The 20,755-nt window shown below is 52.8% G+C and carries 18 protein-coding genes, 1 tRNA gene and 1 other annotated feature; of the genes, 1 reads left to right on the forward strand and 18 read right to left on the reverse strand.

Annotated elements, in window-relative coordinates; translation table 11 throughout:
• Nucleotides 1–65: 65 nt before the first annotated feature.
• The 3 genes from hemW to fmt are packed head-to-tail and all read right to left on the reverse strand — an operon-like array spanning nucleotide 66 to nucleotide 3,921.
• Nucleotides 66–1,157 (reverse strand): radical SAM family heme chaperone HemW, encoded by a 1,092-nt coding sequence (hemW, locus tag E5336_RS01625; RefSeq protein ID WP_135979348.1) that lies wholly within the window; start codon nucleotides 1,155–1,157, stop codon nucleotides 66–68.
• Entirely contained in the window at nucleotides 1,154–2,959 is a 1,806-nt protein-coding gene (gene lepA, locus E5336_RS01630; protein ID WP_135979349.1) for a translation elongation factor 4, read from the reverse strand. Before lepA ends, hemW begins: the two co-directional genes overlap by 4 nt.
• Nucleotides 2,960–2,988: 29 nt before the next feature.
• The gene (gene fmt / locus E5336_RS01635; RefSeq protein ID WP_135979350.1) at nucleotides 2,989–3,921 is read right to left on the reverse strand and encodes a methionyl-tRNA formyltransferase; all 933 of its coding nucleotides are present in this window, start codon (nucleotides 3,919–3,921) and stop codon (nucleotides 2,989–2,991) included.
• A gap of 140 nt (nucleotides 3,922–4,061) precedes the next feature.
• Here fmt and rpsT point away from each other — a divergent pair, with 140 nt between their 5' ends.
• Nucleotides 4,062–4,328: a 30S ribosomal protein S20 gene (gene rpsT / locus E5336_RS01640; RefSeq protein WP_135979351.1), complete on the forward strand. Its 267-nt coding sequence runs from the start codon at nucleotides 4,062–4,064 to the stop codon at nucleotides 4,326–4,328.
• Nucleotides 4,329–4,413: 85 nt separating this feature from the next.
• On the opposite strand, the gene holA is transcribed toward rpsT, so the two are convergent.
• From holA to E5336_RS01715, 15 genes are all read right to left on the reverse strand, one after another.
• Nucleotides 4,414–5,346 carry a DNA polymerase III subunit delta gene (gene holA, locus E5336_RS01645; protein WP_168353506.1) on the reverse strand — a complete coding sequence of 311 codons (933 nt, stop codon included), beginning with the start codon at nucleotides 5,344–5,346 and terminating at the stop codon, nucleotides 4,414–4,416.
• 31 nt (nucleotides 5,347–5,377) lie between these two features.
• Nucleotides 5,378–7,267, reverse strand: a complete 1,890-nt coding sequence (locus E5336_RS01650) for a ComEC/Rec2 family competence protein (protein WP_135979353.1) — start codon at nucleotides 7,265–7,267, stop codon at nucleotides 5,378–5,380.
• On the reverse strand, nucleotides 7,264–7,746 hold the full coding sequence (locus tag E5336_RS01655; protein WP_277820732.1) for a ComEA family DNA-binding protein: 483 nt from the start codon (nucleotides 7,744–7,746) through the stop codon (nucleotides 7,264–7,266). The genes E5336_RS01650 and E5336_RS01655 overlap by 4 nt, the downstream gene beginning before the upstream one ends.
• 69 nt (nucleotides 7,747–7,815) lie before the next feature.
• Nucleotides 7,816–8,295 (reverse strand): transcription elongation factor GreA, encoded by a 480-nt coding sequence (gene greA / locus E5336_RS01660; RefSeq protein ID WP_135979354.1) that lies wholly within the window; start codon nucleotides 8,293–8,295, stop codon nucleotides 7,816–7,818.
• Between the two features lie 48 nt (nucleotides 8,296–8,343).
• The gene (mltG, locus tag E5336_RS01665) at nucleotides 8,344–9,441 is read right to left on the reverse strand and encodes an endolytic transglycosylase MltG (RefSeq protein ID WP_135979355.1); all 1,098 of its coding nucleotides are present in this window, start codon (nucleotides 9,439–9,441) and stop codon (nucleotides 8,344–8,346) included.
• Nucleotides 9,428–9,685: a DUF1292 domain-containing protein gene (locus E5336_RS01670; RefSeq protein WP_135979356.1), complete on the reverse strand. Its 258-nt coding sequence runs from the start codon at nucleotides 9,683–9,685 to the stop codon at nucleotides 9,428–9,430. Before E5336_RS01670 ends, mltG begins: the two co-directional genes overlap by 14 nt.
• Nucleotides 9,686–9,712: 27 nt before the next feature.
• Nucleotides 9,713–10,138: a Holliday junction resolvase RuvX gene (ruvX, locus tag E5336_RS01675; protein WP_135979357.1), complete on the reverse strand. Its 426-nt coding sequence runs from the start codon at nucleotides 10,136–10,138 to the stop codon at nucleotides 9,713–9,715.
• Nucleotides 10,138–10,389, reverse strand: a complete 252-nt coding sequence (locus E5336_RS01680; RefSeq protein WP_016318699.1) for an IreB family regulatory phosphoprotein — start codon at nucleotides 10,387–10,389, stop codon at nucleotides 10,138–10,140. Before E5336_RS01680 ends, ruvX begins: the two co-directional genes overlap by 1 nt.
• 82 nt (nucleotides 10,390–10,471) lie before the next feature.
• Nucleotides 10,472–13,102 carry an alanine--tRNA ligase gene (alaS, locus tag E5336_RS01685; protein ID WP_135979358.1) on the reverse strand — a complete coding sequence of 877 codons (2,631 nt, stop codon included), beginning with the start codon at nucleotides 13,100–13,102 and terminating at the stop codon, nucleotides 10,472–10,474.
• A gap of 37 nt (nucleotides 13,103–13,139) precedes the next feature.
• Nucleotides 13,140–13,335 (reverse strand) — a binding site (T-box leader).
• 43 nt (nucleotides 13,336–13,378) lie between these two features.
• Nucleotides 13,379–15,496: an SF1B family DNA helicase RecD2 gene (gene recD2, locus E5336_RS01690; protein ID WP_135979359.1), complete on the reverse strand. Its 2,118-nt coding sequence runs from the start codon at nucleotides 15,494–15,496 to the stop codon at nucleotides 13,379–13,381.
• On the reverse strand, nucleotides 15,489–16,652 hold the full coding sequence (mnmA, locus tag E5336_RS01695) for a tRNA 2-thiouridine(34) synthase MnmA (RefSeq protein ID WP_168353507.1): 1,164 nt from the start codon (nucleotides 16,650–16,652) through the stop codon (nucleotides 15,489–15,491). The genes recD2 and mnmA overlap by 8 nt, the downstream gene beginning before the upstream one ends.
• 93 nt (nucleotides 16,653–16,745) lie before the next feature.
• Nucleotides 16,746–16,832 (reverse strand) — tRNA-Leu (locus tag E5336_RS01700).
• Between the two features lie 59 nt (nucleotides 16,833–16,891).
• On the reverse strand, nucleotides 16,892–18,022 hold the full coding sequence (locus tag E5336_RS01705) for an ATP cone domain-containing protein (protein WP_135979361.1): 1,131 nt from the start codon (nucleotides 18,020–18,022) through the stop codon (nucleotides 16,892–16,894).
• Nucleotides 18,019–19,161: a radical SAM protein gene (locus E5336_RS01710; RefSeq protein WP_168353508.1), complete on the reverse strand. Its 1,143-nt coding sequence runs from the start codon at nucleotides 19,159–19,161 to the stop codon at nucleotides 18,019–18,021. Before E5336_RS01710 ends, E5336_RS01705 begins: the two co-directional genes overlap by 4 nt.
• A gap of 47 nt (nucleotides 19,162–19,208) precedes the next feature.
• Nucleotides 19,209–20,720, reverse strand: a complete 1,512-nt coding sequence (locus E5336_RS01715) for an IMP dehydrogenase (protein ID WP_135979363.1) — start codon at nucleotides 20,718–20,720, stop codon at nucleotides 19,209–19,211.
• Nucleotides 20,721–20,755: the final 35 nt, after the last annotated feature.

A 20,755-nucleotide genomic window follows, 5' to 3' on the forward strand; every position in this document is an offset into this window, starting at 1 on the left:
GTATACCTTTTGAACCGAGTCGATGGTCGGAGTGTCCATAAACACAGTCCAAAATCCTTTATATCTTACTCGAACAACGCAAGAAAATCAACCAAAATCGAGTTCAATTTTTCCATCCCCGATTCCGTGGTTTTCAGCGCGCCGCGCTCAACCATCAAATCGCCGTCGTATTTCGCCAGCAAAGGCGCCGCCATTTCTTCCAGCCGCAAGCCGTACTTCTCAAAAAACGAAGCCAGATCCACGCCAAAACAAGTGCGAAGCCCCATCATGACCGCTTCAAAAGGCGCGTTCACCGGCTCGTATTCGGGACGGGGCCCCTTCTCAATGTACTCAAGCAAATCTGGCGCGTTCGTGTACCGTCTCCGGTTTTCCCGTCCGCTCGCTCCGCAGCCAATGCCGACAAAATCCTGGTCAAGCCAGTACGCCAAATTGTGGCGCGACAGTTTGCCGTCCCTGGCGAAGCTGCTAATCTCATAGTGACAATAACCATGCGCCTTCATCGTCTGGACGATCCATTCGTATTCGTCCGCCTCCAGATCTTCATCCACCGCCTGCAAGCCTTGCCGGCCAAACACCGACCCTTCTTCCAAAATCAGCGAGTAAATCGACAAATGGGCGATGTCCAAACGGAAAAAACGCGCCAGATCGGCTTGGACGTCGGCCATCGACTGTCCCGGAACCGCGAACATCAAATCAATCGAAATGTTGTCGATGCCCGCTTCTTTGATCGCCTCGACCGCCTGCTCGATCAATGCCGGCGTATGATGGCGCCCAAGCTTTTCAATCGTTTTCGCGTTGAACGACTGCACGCCAAGCGAAATGCGGTTGACTTTGCACTGCCGGTACATTGCCAGCTTTTGGGCGCTTAGCGATTCCGGGTTGCATTCGACGGTTACTTCGCTTTGCGCGTGCAAATGCGGAAGCAAATCTTTAACCAGACGAAAAAACTGGCTGTCGGAAAGCACGGAAGGCGTGCCGCCCCCAATGTAAAGGGTGTCGATTTTCGTATCCGGCTCCAGCCGGCTTCGAATTTCCGCCCCGACAACGTCCAGCCATTGCTCGATTCGGGCGGCACTTGGAACCGTGCGGAAGAAATCGCAATACGGGCACACGCTGGCGCAAAACGGAACGTGGATATACCAGGAAGCGGGCGTCATCCTTCGTCGTCCATCGACAAAACCGCCATGAACGCCTCTTGCGGAATTTCCACGGAGCCGACCATCTTCATGCGTTTCTTTCCTTCTTTTTGCTTTTCCAGCAGTTTTTTCTTTCGCGAAATGTCCCCTCCATAGCATTTGGCGAGCACGTTTTTGCGCAGCGCCTTAATGTTGGTGCGGGCGATGATCTTGCCGCCAATCGCCGCCTGGACCGGGATTTCGAATTGCTGCTTTGGAATGAGATCCTTGAGCTTGACCGTCATCGCGTTGCCGCGGTGGTAGGCGAAATCCTTGAAAACGATCGTCGACAGCGCGTCGACGATTTGCCCATTCAGCAAAATATCCATTTTCACAAGCTTGGATGGCCGGTATTGCGAAAACGCGTAGTCGATGCTCGCGTAGCCTTTTGTGCTCGATTTCATCTTGTCGAAGAAGTCGTAAATGATTTCCGACAGCGGAATCTCGTACGTCAGCTCCATGCGCAGCTCGTCCAGCACTTGCATGTCGACGTATTCTCCCCGCTTTTTCTGGCACAAGTCCATAATGGCGCCGACGTATTCTTTCGGCACCATGATTTGCGCCTTCACATACGGCTCTTCGATCCGGTCGATGTTTTGAGGGGCCGGCAGCGCGGCCGGGTTGTCGACGGAAATCATCGTCCCGTCGGTTTTGTACACATGGTAAATAACCGAAGGGCTCGTCGCGATCAAATTGAGGTTGTATTCGCGCTCCAGCCGTTCCTCGATCACATCCATATGAAGCAAGCCTAAAAATCCGCACCGGAAGCCGAACCCGAGCGCCTGCGACGTTTCCGGCTCGTATTGGAGCGCCGCGTCGTTGAGCTTGAGCTTGGCGAGCGCCTCCTTCAAATCGTCGTAGCGGGCGTTGTCGACCGGATACAAGCCGCAATACACCATCGGCTGCATTTGCCGATATCCTTGCAGCGGCGCGTTCGCGGGCTCGTCGACTTTTGTGATCGTGTCGCCGACCCGCACGTCTTCGATGCTTTTGATCGCCGCGCTGATCCAGCCGACATCGCCGGTATTGAGCTGGTCTTCCACGACTTCTTTTGGCGTCCGCACGCCGACCTCGATCACTTCGTATTCCGCGCCGGTCGCCATAAAGCGGATTTTGTCTTTGGGCTTGATGGAGCCGTTTTTCACGCTAATGTAGGCGATGACGCCCCGGTAGGGGTCGTACAAAGAGTCGAACACAAGCGCCTGAAGCGGCTGGTCCGGACTTCCCGAAGGGGCCGGCAGCTTGGCGACGATTTGCTCAAGCACTTCTTCGACGTTCAATCCCGACTTGGCCGAGATTTCGACCGCCTCGGAGCAATCCAGTCCGATCAAGTCCTCGATTTCCTGTTTGACGACATCCGGCTGGGCGCTTGGCAAATCGACTTTGTTGAGCACCGGCAGGATTTCCAAGTCGTTTTCCAAAGCCAGGTACACGTTGGCCAGCGTTTGGGCCTGCACCCCTTGGGCGGCGTCCACGACAAGCACCGCCCCGTCGCAGGCGGCCAGGGACCGGGACACCTCGTAGGTGAAATCGACATGGCCCGGAGTGTCGATCAAATGAAATAAATAGTCTTCGCCGTTTTTGGCGTGGTAAACGAGCTGTACGGCGTTGAGCTTGATCGTGATGCCCCGTTCCCGCTCCAGCTCCATCGAATCCAGCAGCTGGTCTTTCATTTCCCGTTTCTCGACGGTGTCTGTCAGCTCGAGGATCCGATCCGCCAACGTGGATTTTCCATGATCAATGTGGGCGATAATGGAAAAGTTGCGAATATGCGATTGTTCCATGGAACAGTTTCTCCTTTCAAAATTGCGTTTTACTGGGCGGTTTCGCCGACAAGGCTTCTTCCTTGTCCGTTAATAAAATCGCGAATCGCCATCTTGGGTTTGCCTTCCAGCTGGCACGTTTTCAAGTGAAGTTTTCCTTGGTGCAGCTCCAGGCACAACGATTTCTTGTCCGGCTGGGAAAACAGACCGCACGTCGTGTTGTCCGCCGGAATATATTCATAGTCGTAAATTTTCAGCTTTCGGCCTTTGACGAGAACATATGCGCCCGGCTCGTCGCTGAGCGCGCGGATTTGACGAACAATCGAGTCGTCCGTCGACGTCAAATCCAGATGCTCTTCCTCGCGGGTGAGAATCGGCGCGAAGGTCGCCTTTTCCTCATCCTGCTCGACAAACACCGCTTGTCCGCTCAGCAGGACAGGCAGGTTTCGTTTCAATAGCGTGGCCGCCGCGTCCCCCATTTTCAAAAACAGCGAAGTGCTCGTGTCTGTCGGCGCAATCGCGATTCGTTCCACATCCAAAACCGGTCCCGCGTCCATTTTGCGCACCATTTTCATCAAAGTCATGCCGCTTTCCGTGTCGCCATGCATAATGGCGCGCTGGATTGGCGCCCCGCCCCGGTACGCCGGCAGCAGCGAGCCATGCAAATTGACGCATCCAAACGCAGGATGGTCGAGAACGCATTGCGGAACAAGCTGGCCATAGGCGCATGTCACGATCAAATCGCAAGGCGTGCCAACGACTTTTTCGCAGTCGTCTTTGATCCGGACCGGCTGAAACACCTCGATTCCGTGTCGTTTCGCCACTTGCTTGACCGCCGACTCGACCAGCATCTGCTTGCGTCCGGTTTTTTTGTCCGGCTGCGTCACTACGAGATCCACAATGACATCGCTGTCGAGCAACGCTTCCAGAACCGTCGCGGCAATGGGAGGCGTCCCCATAAATATGACATGTTTTTTTTCCATTTTTTGTCCCATCCTTTCGTTTGGCTGTCGTTGTCTTTCGACCGCACAACGTATTATACCTGAATTTTTCGAACTTGTGTTGCTTTTGAAATCAAATTTTGCTATAATCTCAATGCATTTATGTCAGGAGGTGTACAACCATGCCACAAATCAAATCACAAATGAAACGTGTGAAAACCAACAATAAAGCACACAAGTTGATCGTGTCGAAAAAATCGGCTTTGAAAACAGCGATCAAAAAAGTGCTTGCCGCCGTTGAAGCCAATGATAAAGAAGCCGCTGTGAAAGCTTTCGCAGACTGCACTTCGAAACTTGACAAAGCGGTCGCAAAAGGCGTTCATCATAAAAACTATGCGAACCGTCAAAAAGCACGTCTGGCAAAATTGATCAACTCGATCGAAGGTTAATTCCTGACGTGTTCCTGTACCGTTGCGATATCGTGGATATCGCTTTTTTTTTATTTTCAAAAAGCCGGAAAATCCAGTTCCCGGCTTATTTCATCATCAGCGAAAGCGCGAAGTTCTCAAATCCCTCGTCTTTGTCGATTTTTCCGCTTTTCATATTTTGGTCGAGATCGGCGAGTTTTTCCAGCCAGTCAAGCAACGCGTCGGGATCGAAACGGCTTGCCTTGCGCATCGAAAGCTGCACCCGGTACGGATGGGCTTTCAGCGTCTGGGCAATTTCCTCTTTTCCCAGCTGCCGGTCCATCAGCACGCGCACTTGAAACAAAAAGCGGATTTGCGAAGCGATTAGCGCGGTAATCGCCACAGTTTCCATATTTTGCGCGCGAAAATTCCGGTAATACGCCATCAAAAGCAAGCCGTTTTGATCAAACAAGGCATCTGTCATTTTAAACACGTCGTCGATCGGCTCGTTGACCATGAGCGCTTTGACGTCGGCAAGACCGACTTCCCCGGCGTAAATGGAAAGCTTCTCGATCTCGCTGCGAATGCGCAAGGCGTCCATCCCGATATGGCTCGTAAAATAGCGCAGCGCCTCCCCGTCCATTTTCAATCCGGCTTCTGTCATCGCCTCCCGAATGTAGCCGGGCTGGTTTTTTTGATCCAGACGAATGCAGGCGAAAACCTGCGCGCCTTGCGCCAGCGCCTTGACCGCTTTTTTCCGCTGGTCGATTTTCTCGCTCGGGACGCAAAACACGACAATCTCGTCGGTGTCCTTGCGTTTTACAAACGCGTCCAAATCGTACGTCGTGGTGTTTCGCGCGCTCAAAAACGTCGCGTTCTGGATCACGATCATCTTTTCCTCGTCAAAAATCGAATGCGAATCCATTTCTTCCAGCACGGCTTCCATCGGATCCTGCAACGCGTCGTACGTCGACACCGTTTCCATGTTGTGCTTTTTTTTCAACGCCGCCACTTTCATGCTCATGCGCGAAGCGTCGGTTCCATGCAGTATATAAATCATGGTTTCAGTATGCCTGAAATCGGCGCGCAAATCAACCGCGATCCAGCATCCCGATCTTTCCTTTCGCGCTTTCCACAAAACAAAAGCGTCCGAGCGAAAAAATATGGACCATTCCATCGTCTTTGGTCATGAGCGTGTCGATTTCCAAATTTCGCAAATTCTGAATGACCCGCGGATGCGGATGGCCGTACCGGTTGTTTTCACCAACCGAAATCAGGGCGAGTTGCGGATTGGTTTGCGCCAGAAAGGAAAAATCCGAGCTTGTTTGCGAGCCATGATGCCCCAGCTTCAAAACATCGACTTTTGACAAGTCGTATTGTTTTAGAAGCTGCCGCTCGATTTCGACGCCGGCGTCCCCCATCCACAAATAGTCGATGCCATCATACGAAAAGTAGCTCACGATGCTTTCGTCGTTTTCCTCCTGGACTTCACGCGCGGGCAGCAGCGAAACAAACGGATAGTCCACATCGACTCGCTCATCTCGACTCGTCACGATTTGCCGTACCGGTATTTGTTTTTGGAGTTCCTCCACGCCGCCGCTGTGATCGAAATCATTATGGGTCACGACCACCGCGTCCAGCTGTCGGATGCCTCGCGAACGCAAAAACGGCACGATCACGGTGGCTACGTTGTCCCGAAAGACGTTTTGTCCCGCGTCAATCAACACGGCGCTTTTTTGAAACGGCTCCACGAGCAGCGCGCAGTCGCCCTGCCCGATGTCGAGCATGTAAACATGGAAAAAGGGATCGAAAAACAAACTGGCCGCCAGCACGCCAAACGACAGCAAGCCGGTCCGAATCGTTTTTTTCCAAGACGCGCCCAACAGCACGCAAGCCAGAAAACAAAGCGCGCACGCAAGAAAGGGGATCGTCGAACGAATCGTCCACGTCAGCCACGTCTGGTCGGGCAGGCGCTTCAGCCACGCCAGCCACGGCCAGGAAACGGGCAGCAGCGAAGCGATCAAAAGCAAGGCATAGCCTTTTTTGAACACCCCCGTCAGCACGAGCGCGACCAAATCCAGCTGCGAAAAGAAGAGCACCTGCAAAAGGGCAAGCGCCAAAAGCTGAACCGCTTTTTGGTTTCGACCGCTCCATCCTTTTTGATGGATCCATGTCCAGAGAACGGGGACGACGAGCACAAGATCAAGCGCGCCGGCCGGCCGAAGCAGGACATAGCCAATCATGGGCCACGCGAAAGCCAGACGCCAGTCATCGGTATGCCATTTCGTCAGCTGGACAAGTGTAAGCCGAATCAAAGCCGGATGAAAAAAGAAAAAGATTCCATATCCGATCACGCCAAACGCCGTCAGCGGTCTGGACCAGCTTGAACCAAACCGGCGCCGCATCCATCGCTCTCCAAAACAAAAGAGCGTGACAAGCGGAAGACCAAGGGTGGCAAAAAACGACTCCTTCTCGGCGATGCCATACAACGCCCCCAGCAAAAACGGATCGTCCCGGGCTTGCAATGACCGGAAAATCCGAGCTTGTACCGAGTTGGAGGCGGCAATCAAAACCGGATCGCGCGCGTACAGTTCCACCCCTTGTTTGGCCATGTGCGCCTCAAAGGAAAAAAGGGAAAGATTATGAAGCGAATGAATCGGCTCAAGCGTCTGGACCGCGTAGCGGTCCCCATATGCCGCGTTTGGCACCTGGTAGAGAACGATTTTCGCTCGTCCGTTTCTTGCCAGAGCGTAATTCGCCTTGACTTCGTAGACGGTGTATTCGCCCGGCTTCGCTTCGGCGCTGGCGCACGAAAATCCGAGCCGAAGCAAAGCGAGTCCCAAAAACAAGGCGCTTGTCCACGTTTTCGGAAAGCGGAACGCGAAATACAAGCTGGCGAAGCCACAAAAAAACAAGCAGTAAAACGGGTCGAGCATCGCGGAAAGCCAGACGCCCAGTCCGACAAGCAGCCAGGCGTTCACAAGCAAATTTGCTCCTTGATTTTTTCAAACATCTTCTCGCCGATGCCTTTCACGTTTTGAATGTCCTCCAGCGCTTGAAAAGGCGTCTGCTCGCGGTACTCGATAATTCGCGCGGCGATGGCCGGACCGACGCCAGGCAGCGTCTGCAGCTGTTCGCTGCTCGCGGCGTTGATGGATACAAGCGCGGCCTGCGTTGGATCCGCCAGCGGGATCACGATCAAATCGTCGGGGCGCAGTTCGGCCATCAAGGCGACGCGGGAGAGATCGGCGTTTTCATGCAAGCCACCCGCTTCCTCAATCGCGTCTTCGACGGTCGCGCCCGTTGGCAGTTCGTATGTCCCTGGATTTTGGATTCCTCCTTTGATTTCAATGCGGACGTGGCGCGAGCCCGGTCGTTCCAGCCGGACCGGTTCATAGCGGCCGGCCAGCGCGTAGCTGAACATGAGCAGCAGCAAAAGGGTTAAAATTTTTTTCGTCATACCTTTATATACGACAAAAAAGGAGAAAACCGGACATTTTTTCTCCAATTTTCTCCATTTTTTCTTTTTTTACTTAATATCAATGATTTTTACATCGTATGGAACCGTCGCCTTGGCGATCGTAACCACGTCTCCCACCTTTTTATCGAGAATCGCCTGCACGACCGGGGACTCGTTCGAGATCTTGCCTTCGAATGGATCGGCTTCCGTCGTTCCGACAATGGTGTAGGTCGCGATCTCGTTGTCGCTTAAATCCTCAATCGTCACAACCGAACCAATGTGGATGACTTTTTGATGGCTCTCGTCATCGCTTTCCTCAATGATTTCCGCCTGTTTCAAAATGGCTTCGACTTCACGGATCCGCGCTTCGACCTGGGCCTGGTGTTCGCGGGCCGCGTCGTAGTCGGCGTTCTCGGACAAGTCACCTTGGGCGCGGGCTTCCTGCAGCTCGACGATGACTTGCGGACGAACGTTATGGACGAGGTTTTCCAGTTCTTTGACTAGATCGTCATACCCTTCCTGCGTAACATAAAATTTTTCGCTTGGCATGTTTTTCACTCCTTAACAATACTTCCAATTATAGCAACCTTCCCATTGTTATTCAATGACGAGATGAAGCTCCTCCATCAGTTTTTGATGGTCCTCATAATTTGATGAATAGTACACTTGTCCCGGATTCGTCTTCACGTTGTAAATGTCGGCGACAAAAAACAAGTAGTCGTTTTTGTTCGGTTCAAGCGCCGCGACGATCGCGTCCTTGCCGGGATTGAGTATCGGTCCGGCCGGGAGCCCTTCGATCTGGTACGTGTTGTATGGCGAGTCAATATCGTATTGCGTCTCGCAGTCTTCCGGCGAATCAAACTGGTCGTACAGCGCGTAGCATACGGTCACGCTTGATTCCAGCTTCATATTTTGATCGAGCCGATTGTGGAACACGCCGGAAATTTCTTTCATGTCCTGCGTCGAGCCGGATTCGAACTGGATGACGCTTGCCAGCGTCACGATGTCCTCGACATCCATGCCGCTTTGCGCGAATTGCGTCTTGTATTGGTCGTACACGGCTTTGAATTGATCCAAAAACATCCGTGTCACTTCATCAAGCGTCGCGTCGCGTTCGATGAAGTATGTTTCCGGAAACAAATAGCCTTCCAGCTTCACCTTCAAATCCGGATTGGAAAGCGCGGCCGGATCCAAGAACGGATACGACTTGGCGAGCGTTTTGATATACGCCTCGTCGTTCCACAGCTTCAGGATTTGCTTTTCGGTAAATGGCAGCTGCTTGGACAAGTTCGCCGCGATTTCCTTGGCCCACTGTCCTTCCGGGATCGTAAAGCGGATCGACTGATCCATGATGTTCTCGGGATTGGCCAAGTACGCGAGCACCTGCTCGGTGCTCATGTTGTCGTTTAACAAAAACACGCCCGCGTAATGGGTGTTGTGATGGGTCAGTTTGGCGTACAAGGAGGCGACATTCGCGTTTTTAATGATTCCCTGCTTTTCCAAATTGGCCAAGACCGACGGAAAGCTCTCGCCTTCCGCCACTTCAAATTCCACTTCCTTATTTCCATTTCCCGCCGGCTGCAAGCTAACATAGCCGTACGCGGCCAGTCCGCCCGCGATTACGAGCAAAAACAGCGCGACGACCAGAAGCAGCCTTCCAAAATGGAACGTTCGCTTTCTTTTAGGCTTCGGCATTCTCTTCGTCCTCGACAAACGTGTTGATCACTTCCTCGACCATGTCCCATTCCTCTTCGGACTCGATCGGGATCAGTTGTCCCTGGTCGTCGTAGCGGGAAGCGAAGACCTCGCCATCGTCCGCGCCCGCCCGCTGGAACACGACGTATTGTGTCCCGTCCGGGGCGTCGAACGTGAAAAGAATCGTCATTTTCACTTCGTTTCCATTTTCATCGGTTACATATAAACTGTTTGAATCCAACATCTTTTTTCCTCCTGAAAAAAACGGGGCTTAAAATCCCCCGTTTTGTCGATCTAAATAACTTTGCAGAATCTGCACCGCCGCCATCTGGTCGATTACCTTCTTCCGCTTCTTTCTTGAAACGTCCCCTTGAATAAGCAATCGCTCCGCGCTGACGGTCGTCAAACGCTCGTCCCACAAATCCACCTTGATTCCATGGGCTTCCAGCTGTTTTGCGAAGTCGATCGAAATCTGGCCCCGAATGCCGATATCGCCATTCATGTGTTTGGGCAGACCAAGCACGACTTCCTTGACTTTTTGTTCCTGAAGGATCGTGAGCACTTCATCCAGACATGTGTCATAATCATCCGATTCGAACCGAACGGTTGTCAGAGCTCTGGCAATCAATCCCAGGGCGTCGCTGATCGCGATCCCGCACGTTTTGCTGCCGAGATCCAATCCTATAATCTTCTGCATTATTTTTCCAAATACGCGCGAACGAGTTCCTCGATAATCTCGTATCGTTCGATACGCTGGATGAGATTCCGAGCATTTTTATGGGATGAAATGTAAGCCGGATCGTTGCTGATCAAGTACCCGGCAATTTGGTTTTCGGAGTTGTATCCCCTCTCCTCCAATGCCTGACTCACTTCACGAAGAATCGTCTTGATGTTTTCACGACGGATCTCTTCGGTCGTAAACGTCATCGTCGCTGTTACGTCTCTCATTCTCATCACACTCCTAACATATAAAACATTGTACCTTAACCGCTAAAAAATGAAAAGCGATTTCATTCTTGTTTCCTTGAAACTACGCGATGGACGGCACATACGAGCGCACGAGTTCAATGGCCTCGTCCACCTTCGAAGCGTCCTTGCCGCCAGCCTGCGCCAGATCCGGCTTGCCGCCGCCGTTGCCGCCGCATACGTTGGCCGCCATTTTGACGATTTGGCCCGCGTTGGCCCCTTTGGCTACCGCGTCCTTGCCCGCGCCGGCAACAAATACGACTTTTTTGTCATCGGCCGCGATCAGCAGCACAAGCAATCCAGAGTCTTTAGCTTTGAGGTTGGCGACAATGTCCTTCATCGCCTTGCCATCCATGCCTTGCACTTTTTTGATGAGCAAGTCGAAGGCACCCGCTTTGACTTTTTCCTGGATCCACTCGTTTGCGCGCAAAGCGAAAATCTTGTTGTTGAGCTGGTCGAGCTCTTTTTGCAGCGCCTTGGCGTTTTGCAGCTGCTGCGCCACTTTTTCCTCGATATCCTTGATACCTTTTTGCTTCATCGCGGCCGCGATCGTATCGAGCTGCCCGTGTTCATGCGCGAAATCCTCGTACGCCGCGTACCCCGTCTTCGCCGTGATCCGGCGCGAATCGGAACCGATGCTTTCCTCGCCTACGATTTTGCACACCCCGATATTCGCCGTGTTGTCCACGTGGCATCCGGCGCAAAACTCTTTCGACACGTCGCCCATCGTCACGACGCGCACTTTGCTGCCGTACTTCTCGTTAAACAACGCGGTCGCGCCCGATTGACGGGCTTCTTCGATATCCATAATTTCCTTTGTGACCGGATAGGCGCCGGCGATGTACTCGTTGACGATTCGTTCGACTTCCGCCAGCTGATCGGGCGTCAGCTTTTCAAAATGATGGAAGTCAAACCGCAAATAATCCGGGCCGACAAAGCTTCCGGCTTGCTGAATGTGATCGCCCAGCACTTTTTTAAGCGCGCTTTGCAGCAAATGGGTGCAAGAGTGGTTCGCCGTCGTGCGGGCGCGCTTGGCTGCGTCCACGCTTTGATGCACCAAGTCGCCAAGTCGAAGCACGCCTTCCTTGACGTGGACTTTCACAAGGTTTTGCGCGTTGCGCGTCTTTTGCACATCCACCACTTCAGCCAGCACTCCATCGCCCGACACCGTTCCGGCGTCGGCGACTTGTCCGCCGCTTTCCGCGTAAAAGCAAGTCCGGTCGAAAATGACGTCGCCTTCGCCTTCGATCGCGTCCACCATTTCGCCCTCTTTGAACAAGGCGATGACTTTGCCCTCGCATGTCAGCTCGTCGTAGCCGACAAACTCGCTTGGAGTCGTGAAGTTCATGAGCGCCTCGTTTTGCGAAGCGAAGGAATCTTTGGCGTTGCGGGCGGCGCGGGCGCGGTCTTTTTGCGCCTGCATTTGCTCGTCGAATTGCTCGCGGACGATTTTCAAGCCGTGCTCTTCGGCGATTTCCTGCGTCAATTCAAACGGGAACCCGTACGTGTCGTACAGTTTGAATACGACTTCGCCCGAAAGTGTGCCGTCTTTGGCGTTGGCGATTTCCTCGTCCAGCAGCGCCTGGCCGTTTTTCAACGTCTTCTTGAACGTTTCCTCTTCGTTTTTGATCAGCTTCTCGTTCATGGCGGTGTGCTCGGACAAATACGGATAATAGTCTTTCATCACTTCGTTGACAACCGGCACGAGCTTGTACAAAAACGGCTCGTCGATTCCAAGCTTCAAGCCATAGCGGGCCGCCCGGCGCAGGACGCGGCGCAGCACGTACCCGCGACCACTGTTCGAGAAGTTCGCTCCGTCGCTTAAAGCGAACACAATGGTTCGAATGTGGTCAGCGATGACACGGTACGCCATCTTGTACTCGCCCTGGTATGGATCGTTCGCGATTTCTTCGGTCGCGTGGATGATTGGCAAAAACAAATCGGTGTCGAAGTTCGTTTCGCCATCCTGGATCAAAGCGACAAGCCGCTCGAGTCCCATACCGGTATCAATGTTTTTTTGCGGCAGCTCTTTGTAGTCCTTGCGGTCAAGCGCCGGATCGCAGTCGAATTGCGAGAACACGACGTTCCAAACCTCGATGTAGCGGTCGTTTTCCAGCTCTTCGAAAAACAGACGCTCTCCCAATCCTTCCGGATCGTATTTTTCGCCACGATCGAAGAAGATTTCCGAATCCGGGCCGCCCGGTCCCTTGCCGATTTCCCAGAAGTTGTCGTCTGTTTTCAAAATGTGGGAAGGATCCACGTGGCACACCTCGGTCCAGATGCGGTACGCGTCCTCGTCATCGGTATACACGGAAACATACAGCCGGTCCTTGTCGATTCCCATCCATTGCTCGCCGGTTAAAAAGTTCCAGGCAAACGGAATGGCTTCCTCTTTGAAATAGTCGCCAATCGAAAAGTTGCCAAGCATCTCGAAAAAAGTATGGTGCCGGGCCGTGCGGCCGACGTTTTCGATGTCGTTGGTCCGAATGCTTTTCTGGGCGTTGGCGATGCGGTTGCAGCGCGGCTTCTCGGATCCGTCAAAATACTTTTTCAGCGCCGCGACGCCGGCGTTGATCCACAACAGCGTCGGATCGTTGTTCGGGATCAAGCTCGCTCCCGGCTCGATCATATGTCCTTGCTCGGAAAAATAATCGAGAAACTTTTGTCGTACTTCGTTTCCTGTTAGTTGTTTCATTCCTAATCTCCTTTTTCAATAAAAAAACGTCCCTATTGCTAGGAACGTAATGATTACGCGGTACCATCCTGCTTCATTTTTCGATTTCGAAAAACGCACTCGTCTGCCGATAACGCGGGCTCGCGGTCCAACTCCAAAGCAGCTTCCCCCACGGCTTTCTCGAGGTTTCCACCAGCCACCTCGTCTCTATCAAGAAAAATCCATAGGCTACTTGTCTTTTTCATGGTCAAACTAAGGATATGGTATCAGGATTTTTGCGATTTGGCAAATCCATTTTTACTTCATCGCCTCCTGGATCCGCTGCTGAAGAGTCGTCATTCGAATATGGCTTTGCTTGCGGCGCACCCTCTGGCCAAAAAGCGCCGGATCCCCGACGACGAACAACTCCTTTTTCGCCCGGGAAACGGCGGTGTAAAGCAGACGCTTGTTGAGCATGTGGGCGGTTTGGGGCTCCACGACACAATACACCCGGTCGTATTCGCTGCCTTGCGCCTTGTGGATGCTAATGCAGTAGGCATGCGACAAATAGTAGAGGAAATCTTTCGAGAAATCGACGATTTGACTGCCGAAATCCACCGTGATGATGCCATCGTGAATCTCGCAAATGTAGCCGATATCGCCATTGTACACGTCGTCTTCGGGCAGATTTTTCAAAAGCATCACTTTGTCGTCTTCCCGAAACCATACCGTTCCGGCTTTCACCTGCCGCTTTTTCCCGTCGTTTGGATTGATCATCGCCTGCATCGTGGCGTTGATGGCGTCGATGCCAACCTTTCCTTTATACATGGGCGCGATGATTTGCAGCGACATTCGCTCCTGCTCGTCGTATTGCGCGATGGCTTTCTTTAGCGTTTCCAGAATTTGACCTTGCCCGCGCTCGATAAAATTCGCTCCATCCGCAAACGCGAGCGGCTGCTCGTCCCGGATCAAACGGGCGAGCTGGGCGATTCCCGAGCCGCTGGACTGCCGAAAGATCTTTTCCAAATGGACAATCGGGTAAATGCCGCTTTCAATCAAATCGTTGAACACCTTTCCCGGTCCCACGCTTTCCAACTGGTCCTCGTCGCCAATCAGCAAGATCCGGCAATACGGCGGCAGCGCCCGCAGCAGCGCCGCGAACAAATGGGTGTCCACCATCGAAAACTCGTCCACGATCAAAATGTCGACATCCAGCGGATCGTTTTCGTCCTTTCCAAACTGGTTGTCATCCAGGTTCCACTTCAAAAGCGAGTGAATCGTTTTGGAGTCGTTGTCGGAAAGCTGGGAGAGGCGCTTGCTCGCCCGCCCGGTCGGGGCGCAAAGCTGGATCACAGCGTCTGGATACACCATGCGCGCGATTTGCAGGATGCCTTTGACGGTCGTCGTTTTTCCGGTTCCCGGCCCTCCGTTCAAAATCGTAGCGGAGTGTTCAAAAAAAGCGTGGATGGCTTGTTTTTGAATGGCGTCGTATTCGATGTTGAGCATAAACTCGACTTGCTCGATTTTCTCGTCGATGTCTTGCGCCGCGACAGGCTCGACATCAAACCAGTGCGTCCGCAGCCCCTTGGCGATCAAGATCTCGTCTTCGTACAACGAAAACGGATAAATCTTTTCTTGTTCCGCCTGCAAGTTCTGCCGGCCAATCAAGTTGGCCAGCGCCTGCTCGAACGCCTCTTTTTGAACCGACTGAAACCGTTCCTGCACAATCGGATACGGAATGTACGTATTGCCCGAACGCATCGCCATTTGCCGGCACTCCTCGTAAATCATCGCTTCCAGACGCCGCAAATCATCGGCTGGCAGCTCGATGGCGTCCGCCAGCCGGCACGCTCCCTTGTAGCCGAAGCCATAAATTTCGTAAAGCGGCCGAAACGGGTCTTCCTCGATCGTTTTGAGCGCGTCGTCTTCGTACGTGTTTTCCAGCAGCGTGATTTGCCGGTTTGTCAATCCGTATTCAAGCAGCTTGATGTAGTTGTCGTTAAAACCGGTAAACTGGCAAATTCCATCGGTGATGATGTCGATTTTCTTTTGCGGAAACCGGGGAACCTGCTGCAGCACTTGCGGGTTTTGACGAATTTGTTCCAGACAATCCTCCCCCAGCGTGTCGTAAATCGTTTCGGCGCTTTTTTTGCCGATTGTCGGAAACGTGTCAGACGACAAAAAATGAACGACCGCCTCTTTGCGGGTTGGCAAAACGAGTTTGGCCCGGTCGATTCGAAACTGCGTCCCGTAGCGCGGATGCTCGACGTATTCGCCTTCCAGCTCGTACTCGCCCTCCTCTTTTGGATCGACGAGGCGGCCGGCGCCGGTGAATTCATGGTAGTCTTCGGTTTCTTCAAAGGAGGCGACGACGTAGTGGTTTTCCTTGTTTTCAAAAATGACAAAATCCAGCCGCGCCTTCACGACCTCACGCATGCGCCATCCTCCGGGCGCCGGTTTGAATGATTTGCTCGTTTAAATCTTGTCCGTTTCGATACACAAAGTCGATGACGCCGCCCCCCAGGCATTTTTGCCCGTCATACAGCACGGCTTCCTGCCCGCACGTCACGCCGGCAATCGTTTGCGGATAGCGCAGCCGCACCGTCGTTTCGTCGATCCATTCCAGTTCAACGTCCTGGTCCGGCTGGCGGTAGCGGAACTTGCAAGTCAGGCGCTTGGGCACCTCGGCGTGGTCTTTCACGATCCAGTTCATTCCGCTGACAATGGCTTCATCGGAGTCGAGCCATTGTTTTCTTGTGTGGTGGCAAACATAGAGCACGTTTTTATGGACATCTTTTCCAATGACGAACCACGGGCCTTTATCGCGCGTGATATTCAATCCTTTGCGCTGCCCGATCGTATAATACAACACGCCGATGTGCTCGCCGAGCGTCTTTCCGGTATCCACGTCGACGATGCGTCCCGGCTTGCTTGGCAGGTAATTCGTTAAAAAATCCCGGAAATTGCGCTCGCCAATAAAACAAATACCGGTGCTGTCCTTTTTCGTCATGACAGATTCCAAATCGAGCTCCTTGGCGATGCGCCGCACTTCCGGCTTGTCGATGCCACCCAAAGGAAAAAACGTTTTCGCGATGGCGCTTTCCGGCACTTGGCACAAAAAATACGTTTGATCTTTATTCGTGTCGTGGGCGCGCGTCAAATACGTGTAGCCGTCGATTCGCGCGTTGGACGCGTAATGTCCGGTGGCGACCGCGTCGAATCCGTTTTTCATCGCGTAGTCGAAAAACGCGTCGAACTTAATGTATTTGTTGCATAAAATATCCGGATTCGGCGTGCGTCCGCGTTCGTATTCCTTCAAAAACGTCACGAATACCTGATCCCAGTACTCCTGGATGAAATCGACGCGCCGCAGCGGCAGGCCAAGATGGTCGGCGACCGCTTTGGCATCCAGATAGTCCTGCTCTTGCGGGCATACGCCTTCCATGATCGTCGGATTGCCAAGAATGTCATTGTTGGCAAAGCTGTCCCAGTTGCGCATAAAACAGCAGGTCACGTCGTATCCCTGCTCTTTGAGTAAATAAGCGGCGATAGCCGAGTCAACGCCACCGCTTAAGCCGAGTAAAACTTTCACACTCACACCTCCATCAACCATTGCGTTTTTTTCTTTCACCTGGCGCAAAAAAGTGAAAGAAAAAAACGAACCTTTCGGTTCGTTATAGACAAATGGTGCCCAGGACCGGACTCGAACCGGTACGGTATCGCTACCGGTGGATTTTGAGTCCACTGCGTCTACCAATTTCACCACCCGGGCATTTCCTTGACTGCCCATTTATAATAGCAAACCTTTTTCCAAAAAGCAACACCTGTTTTTCAAAAATCCGAAACAATTTGAATATCCGCGATAAACGGATACGTTTCGCGCAGCGACTGGCACAAATTGCGCGCCGCCCCGGAATCGACGGGCTCCACAAAACGAAGCCGATACTCGACACGGTCGAACAGCGTTCCAACGCCCGCAAGCGCCTCTTGCTCCAGCTCAAAAAGCGCTTCGTCCCCTGAAATCGTTCGTTTTCGGGTCCAAATGTAGCCCGACGTCTTTTCAAATGTCCGAATCGAATCGCCCACGACGCAGATCTCCCCTTCCATTGTCTTCATAAAGCCCTCGCACGGGTAAAAGCCGGCTTCATCCAGCCGCTCCATCACTTGCCGCCGCACATCGAGCGCGCGTTGCGCCAAACCGAGCGTTTCCGGCTGCAAATCCACGACATCCACTTTGCCAAAGCATCCGCGCGCCGGCGCGACGTTTTGAAAGCGGACGCGTGTTTCATCAAACCGCTGGCGAATGCGCGTGATTTGATCTGGCGTAAGAATCGTTTCAAACTGGCTCACCACGACGTGTTCGGCCAGATTCTCCACAATTTGGTGGAGCGCCACGACTACCATGTCATAGTGTTGTTTTGGCTTTTCGAATTGCGAAAGATCGAGCGTCACCGTTTGGGCAAGCATGGAATCCAAGGGTTCGACGATCATTTTCCCTTCCCGGATCGCGTCCCGGATTTCCTGGTCAAACATTTCCTCCAGCCAAAAATGGCGGAGCATTTGTCTGGCGACGTACTGGTTCATTCCTTGATTGGAAAAGCCGGCTCCTGTGGCGGCCGAAGACAAATACGAGGCGATCAGCGAAGTGTGCCGGTCGAGATGTTCCGTAAGTTTGCGCACGTTTTCCCGCTGTTTCCGGTAGAGAATGTACGCTTTGGACACTTCGGTAAAGCCCGACTCGGACAGCACTTTTTCCACACTGTCCTGAATTTGCTCGACGCCAATGCGGTTTCCGTCCTTTTTCGCATCGAAATCGGCGGTGACCCGGAGCGCGAGCAGCTCGATAACGGACTCGTCCCATTCTTTATGAAGCGACCCAAACGCTTTTTTTATGACGTTGACGATTTTCCCGATTTGAAAATCGACGAGATTGCCATCTCTTTTTTCGACGATATATTTCATTGTGCTCCTCTTTCTATGGCCAGGGTTTTCACAAGAGGCCCCACCGTCTGCTCCAAGGCGTCAATTTCCGCTTTCGAAAAGCCGTGAAGCCCTTCCTCGATCGCGTTCGCGCCGGGTTCGTAGTTGCGCCACACCCAATGCCCGTCGTGGCCAACGATGGAAGCCATCTCCTTTAAAACATCCTCGTTGTGAAATTCGCGGATCAATGTCGTGGCGAAGCGGTGGGACACATTGGCTTGGCGCAAAGCGTCCAGCGTTTTTTTGATTTCCGAGGTGTCGATGTCATGAATGCCTGTCGCTTCCGAATAGCCGGACCACGCGCTTTTCAAGTCGATTTCCACTTCATCCAGAAGACCGTTTTCAGCCCAGCGCGCGACCGGCTCGGGATACATGCCGTTCGTTTTGATTTTTACGGCGTACTTTTCCGCTTTTAAAAATTGAAGAAACGATTCCAGCTCTGGATGTAGCCCGACTTCGCCGCCTTCGATCGCCACGGCGCGAAGATGCGTTTTGTGGTGCGTCAAGTATGTTTTGACTTCTTCGGAATGAATGACCTTTTGTCCTTCTTTTAAAAAAACGAGATGCTTTTTTTGGCAGCCCGGACAGCGCAAGTTGCACCCGCCGATTTCCAAAACGGAACAGGGGTGCGCGCCAAATCCGCGCAAAGACAGCTTTTTCCATCCATAAAAGCGCAAGCCTTCCGGCTCGAGCTTGGCGTATTCGTTGGCCCGCTCGCACATGGAGCCGTAAACGGCTTCGAACGAGCGCATCGTGTCGTCGTCGATATTTTGAATGATGTGATTCCACCAGTCGATCCGGATTTTGTAAATTTGCGCGATGATGCGTTTCGCCTTGTACGTCGTATACAAGTGCTTCACCCGCTTGTCGCTGGCGGATGGACGCACTTCCACATAATCGAGCGCTTCCAGTTTTTTTATGTTTTTCGTTACGGTGCCTTTGTCGTAGCTTCCCTTTTCCACGATGTTTTGCATCGTGATGCCTTCCTGCTCGAAAATGAAAAGCAGGATCGGCAGCTGGGCGTAAGTCAAGTGAAAAGGCTCCAGTTTTCGGTCGTAATACTTTTGGGTGCTGCGGTACAGAATGCTGATATCCATTAAAAGGTCTTCATGGTTGTTCATACTCATATTTTACACAAAAAAAAGAAGGTGAAAACCTTCTTTCGCGTTTATTGGACTTTTGCGTCAATGTTCTCATCGCGGACAACGACGTCGTGCGCCCCGCCTTCCACGATACTCGTGGAGGAAACGAGCGTCACTTTCGCATCGCGCTGCAATTCCTCGATTGTCAGACAGCCGCAGTTGCACATCGTATGCTTGATTTTGGAAATCGTCAGTCCGACATTATCGCGCAGGCTGCCCGCGTAAGGAACGTAGGAATCGACGCCTTCGACAAACGACATTTTATTTTCGCCGCCGACATCGTAACGCTGCCAGTTTCTCGCCCGGGCCGAGCCTTCGCCCCAGTATTCTTTCATGTAGTTCCCATTGATGCTGACCCGTTTGTTCGGCGCCTCTTTGAAACGGGCGAAATAACGTCCAAGCATCACAAAATCCGCGCCAAACGCCAACGCCAGCGTAATATGGTAGTCATGCACGATACCGCCATCGGAGCATACCGGAATGTACACGCCCGTATTGCGGTAGTATTCGTCACGCGCCTGCGCCACGTCCAGCGTCGCCGTGGCCTGACCGCGGCCAATGCCTTTTTGTTCGCGCGTAATACAAATCGATCCTCCGCCAATGCCGACTTTTACGAAATCCGCGCCGGCCTCGGCCAAAAAGCGGAATCCGTCGCCGTCGACCACGTTGCCGGCACCGACCTTTACCGTGTCGCCATAGTGCTTGCGGATCCATTGAATCGTTTCCGCCTGCCAGCACGAGTAGCCTTCGGAGGAGTCGATGACCAAAATGTCGACACCGGCTTCCACCAGAGCCGGCACACGCTCGGCGTAGTCGCGCGTATTGATTCCGGCGCCCACGACGTAGCGCTTGTTGTCATCCAGCAGCTCGTTTGGATTTTCCTTGTGCGAGTCGTAGTCTTTCCGGAACACGATGGATTTCAAATGCTGTTCCTCGTCGACGATTGGAAGCTGGTTGAGCTTGTGATCCCAAATGATATCGTTGGCTTCCGAAAGCGAGATGCCGTCCATACCAACGATCAGTTTCTCGTACGGGGTCATAAACTCCTTGACTTTTGTGTTTTTATCCATTCTCGATTCGCGAAAATCGCGGGAAGTGATCAAGCCGACGAGTTTACCGTCCCGCTTGCCCGTATCGGTGACCGCCATCGTCGAGTGGCCTGTTCTTTCACGAAGATTTAAAACATCCGCCAGCGTGGATTCCGGGGAAAGGTTGGAGTCGCTGCCGACAAATCCCGCTTTGCTGGATTTTACATTGCGCACCATTTCGGCTTGCGATTCGATTGGCTGGCTGCCGAAAATAAAACTGACGCCGCCTTCGCGCGCCAGCGCGCAAGCCATTTCCTCGCCGCTGACCGACTGCATAACCGCGGACACCATAGGGATGTTTAAAGAAAGCGCGGGTTCCTCCCCTTTTCGAAACTTTACAAGTGGGGTTTTCAAGGATACGCGATCCGGCGTGCAGTCCGGTCCCGTGTAACCTGGAACGAGTAAATATTCGCTGAATGTTCGTGATGGTTCTTTAAAAAACTTTGCCATGTTTTCCTCCAAAATTCTTTTTATCAATTATATGC

The organism is Dubosiella muris (genome assembly GCF_004793885.1).
GTDB classification, from domain to species: domain Bacteria; phylum Bacillota_I; class Bacilli_A; order Erysipelotrichales; family Erysipelotrichaceae; genus Dubosiella; species Dubosiella muris.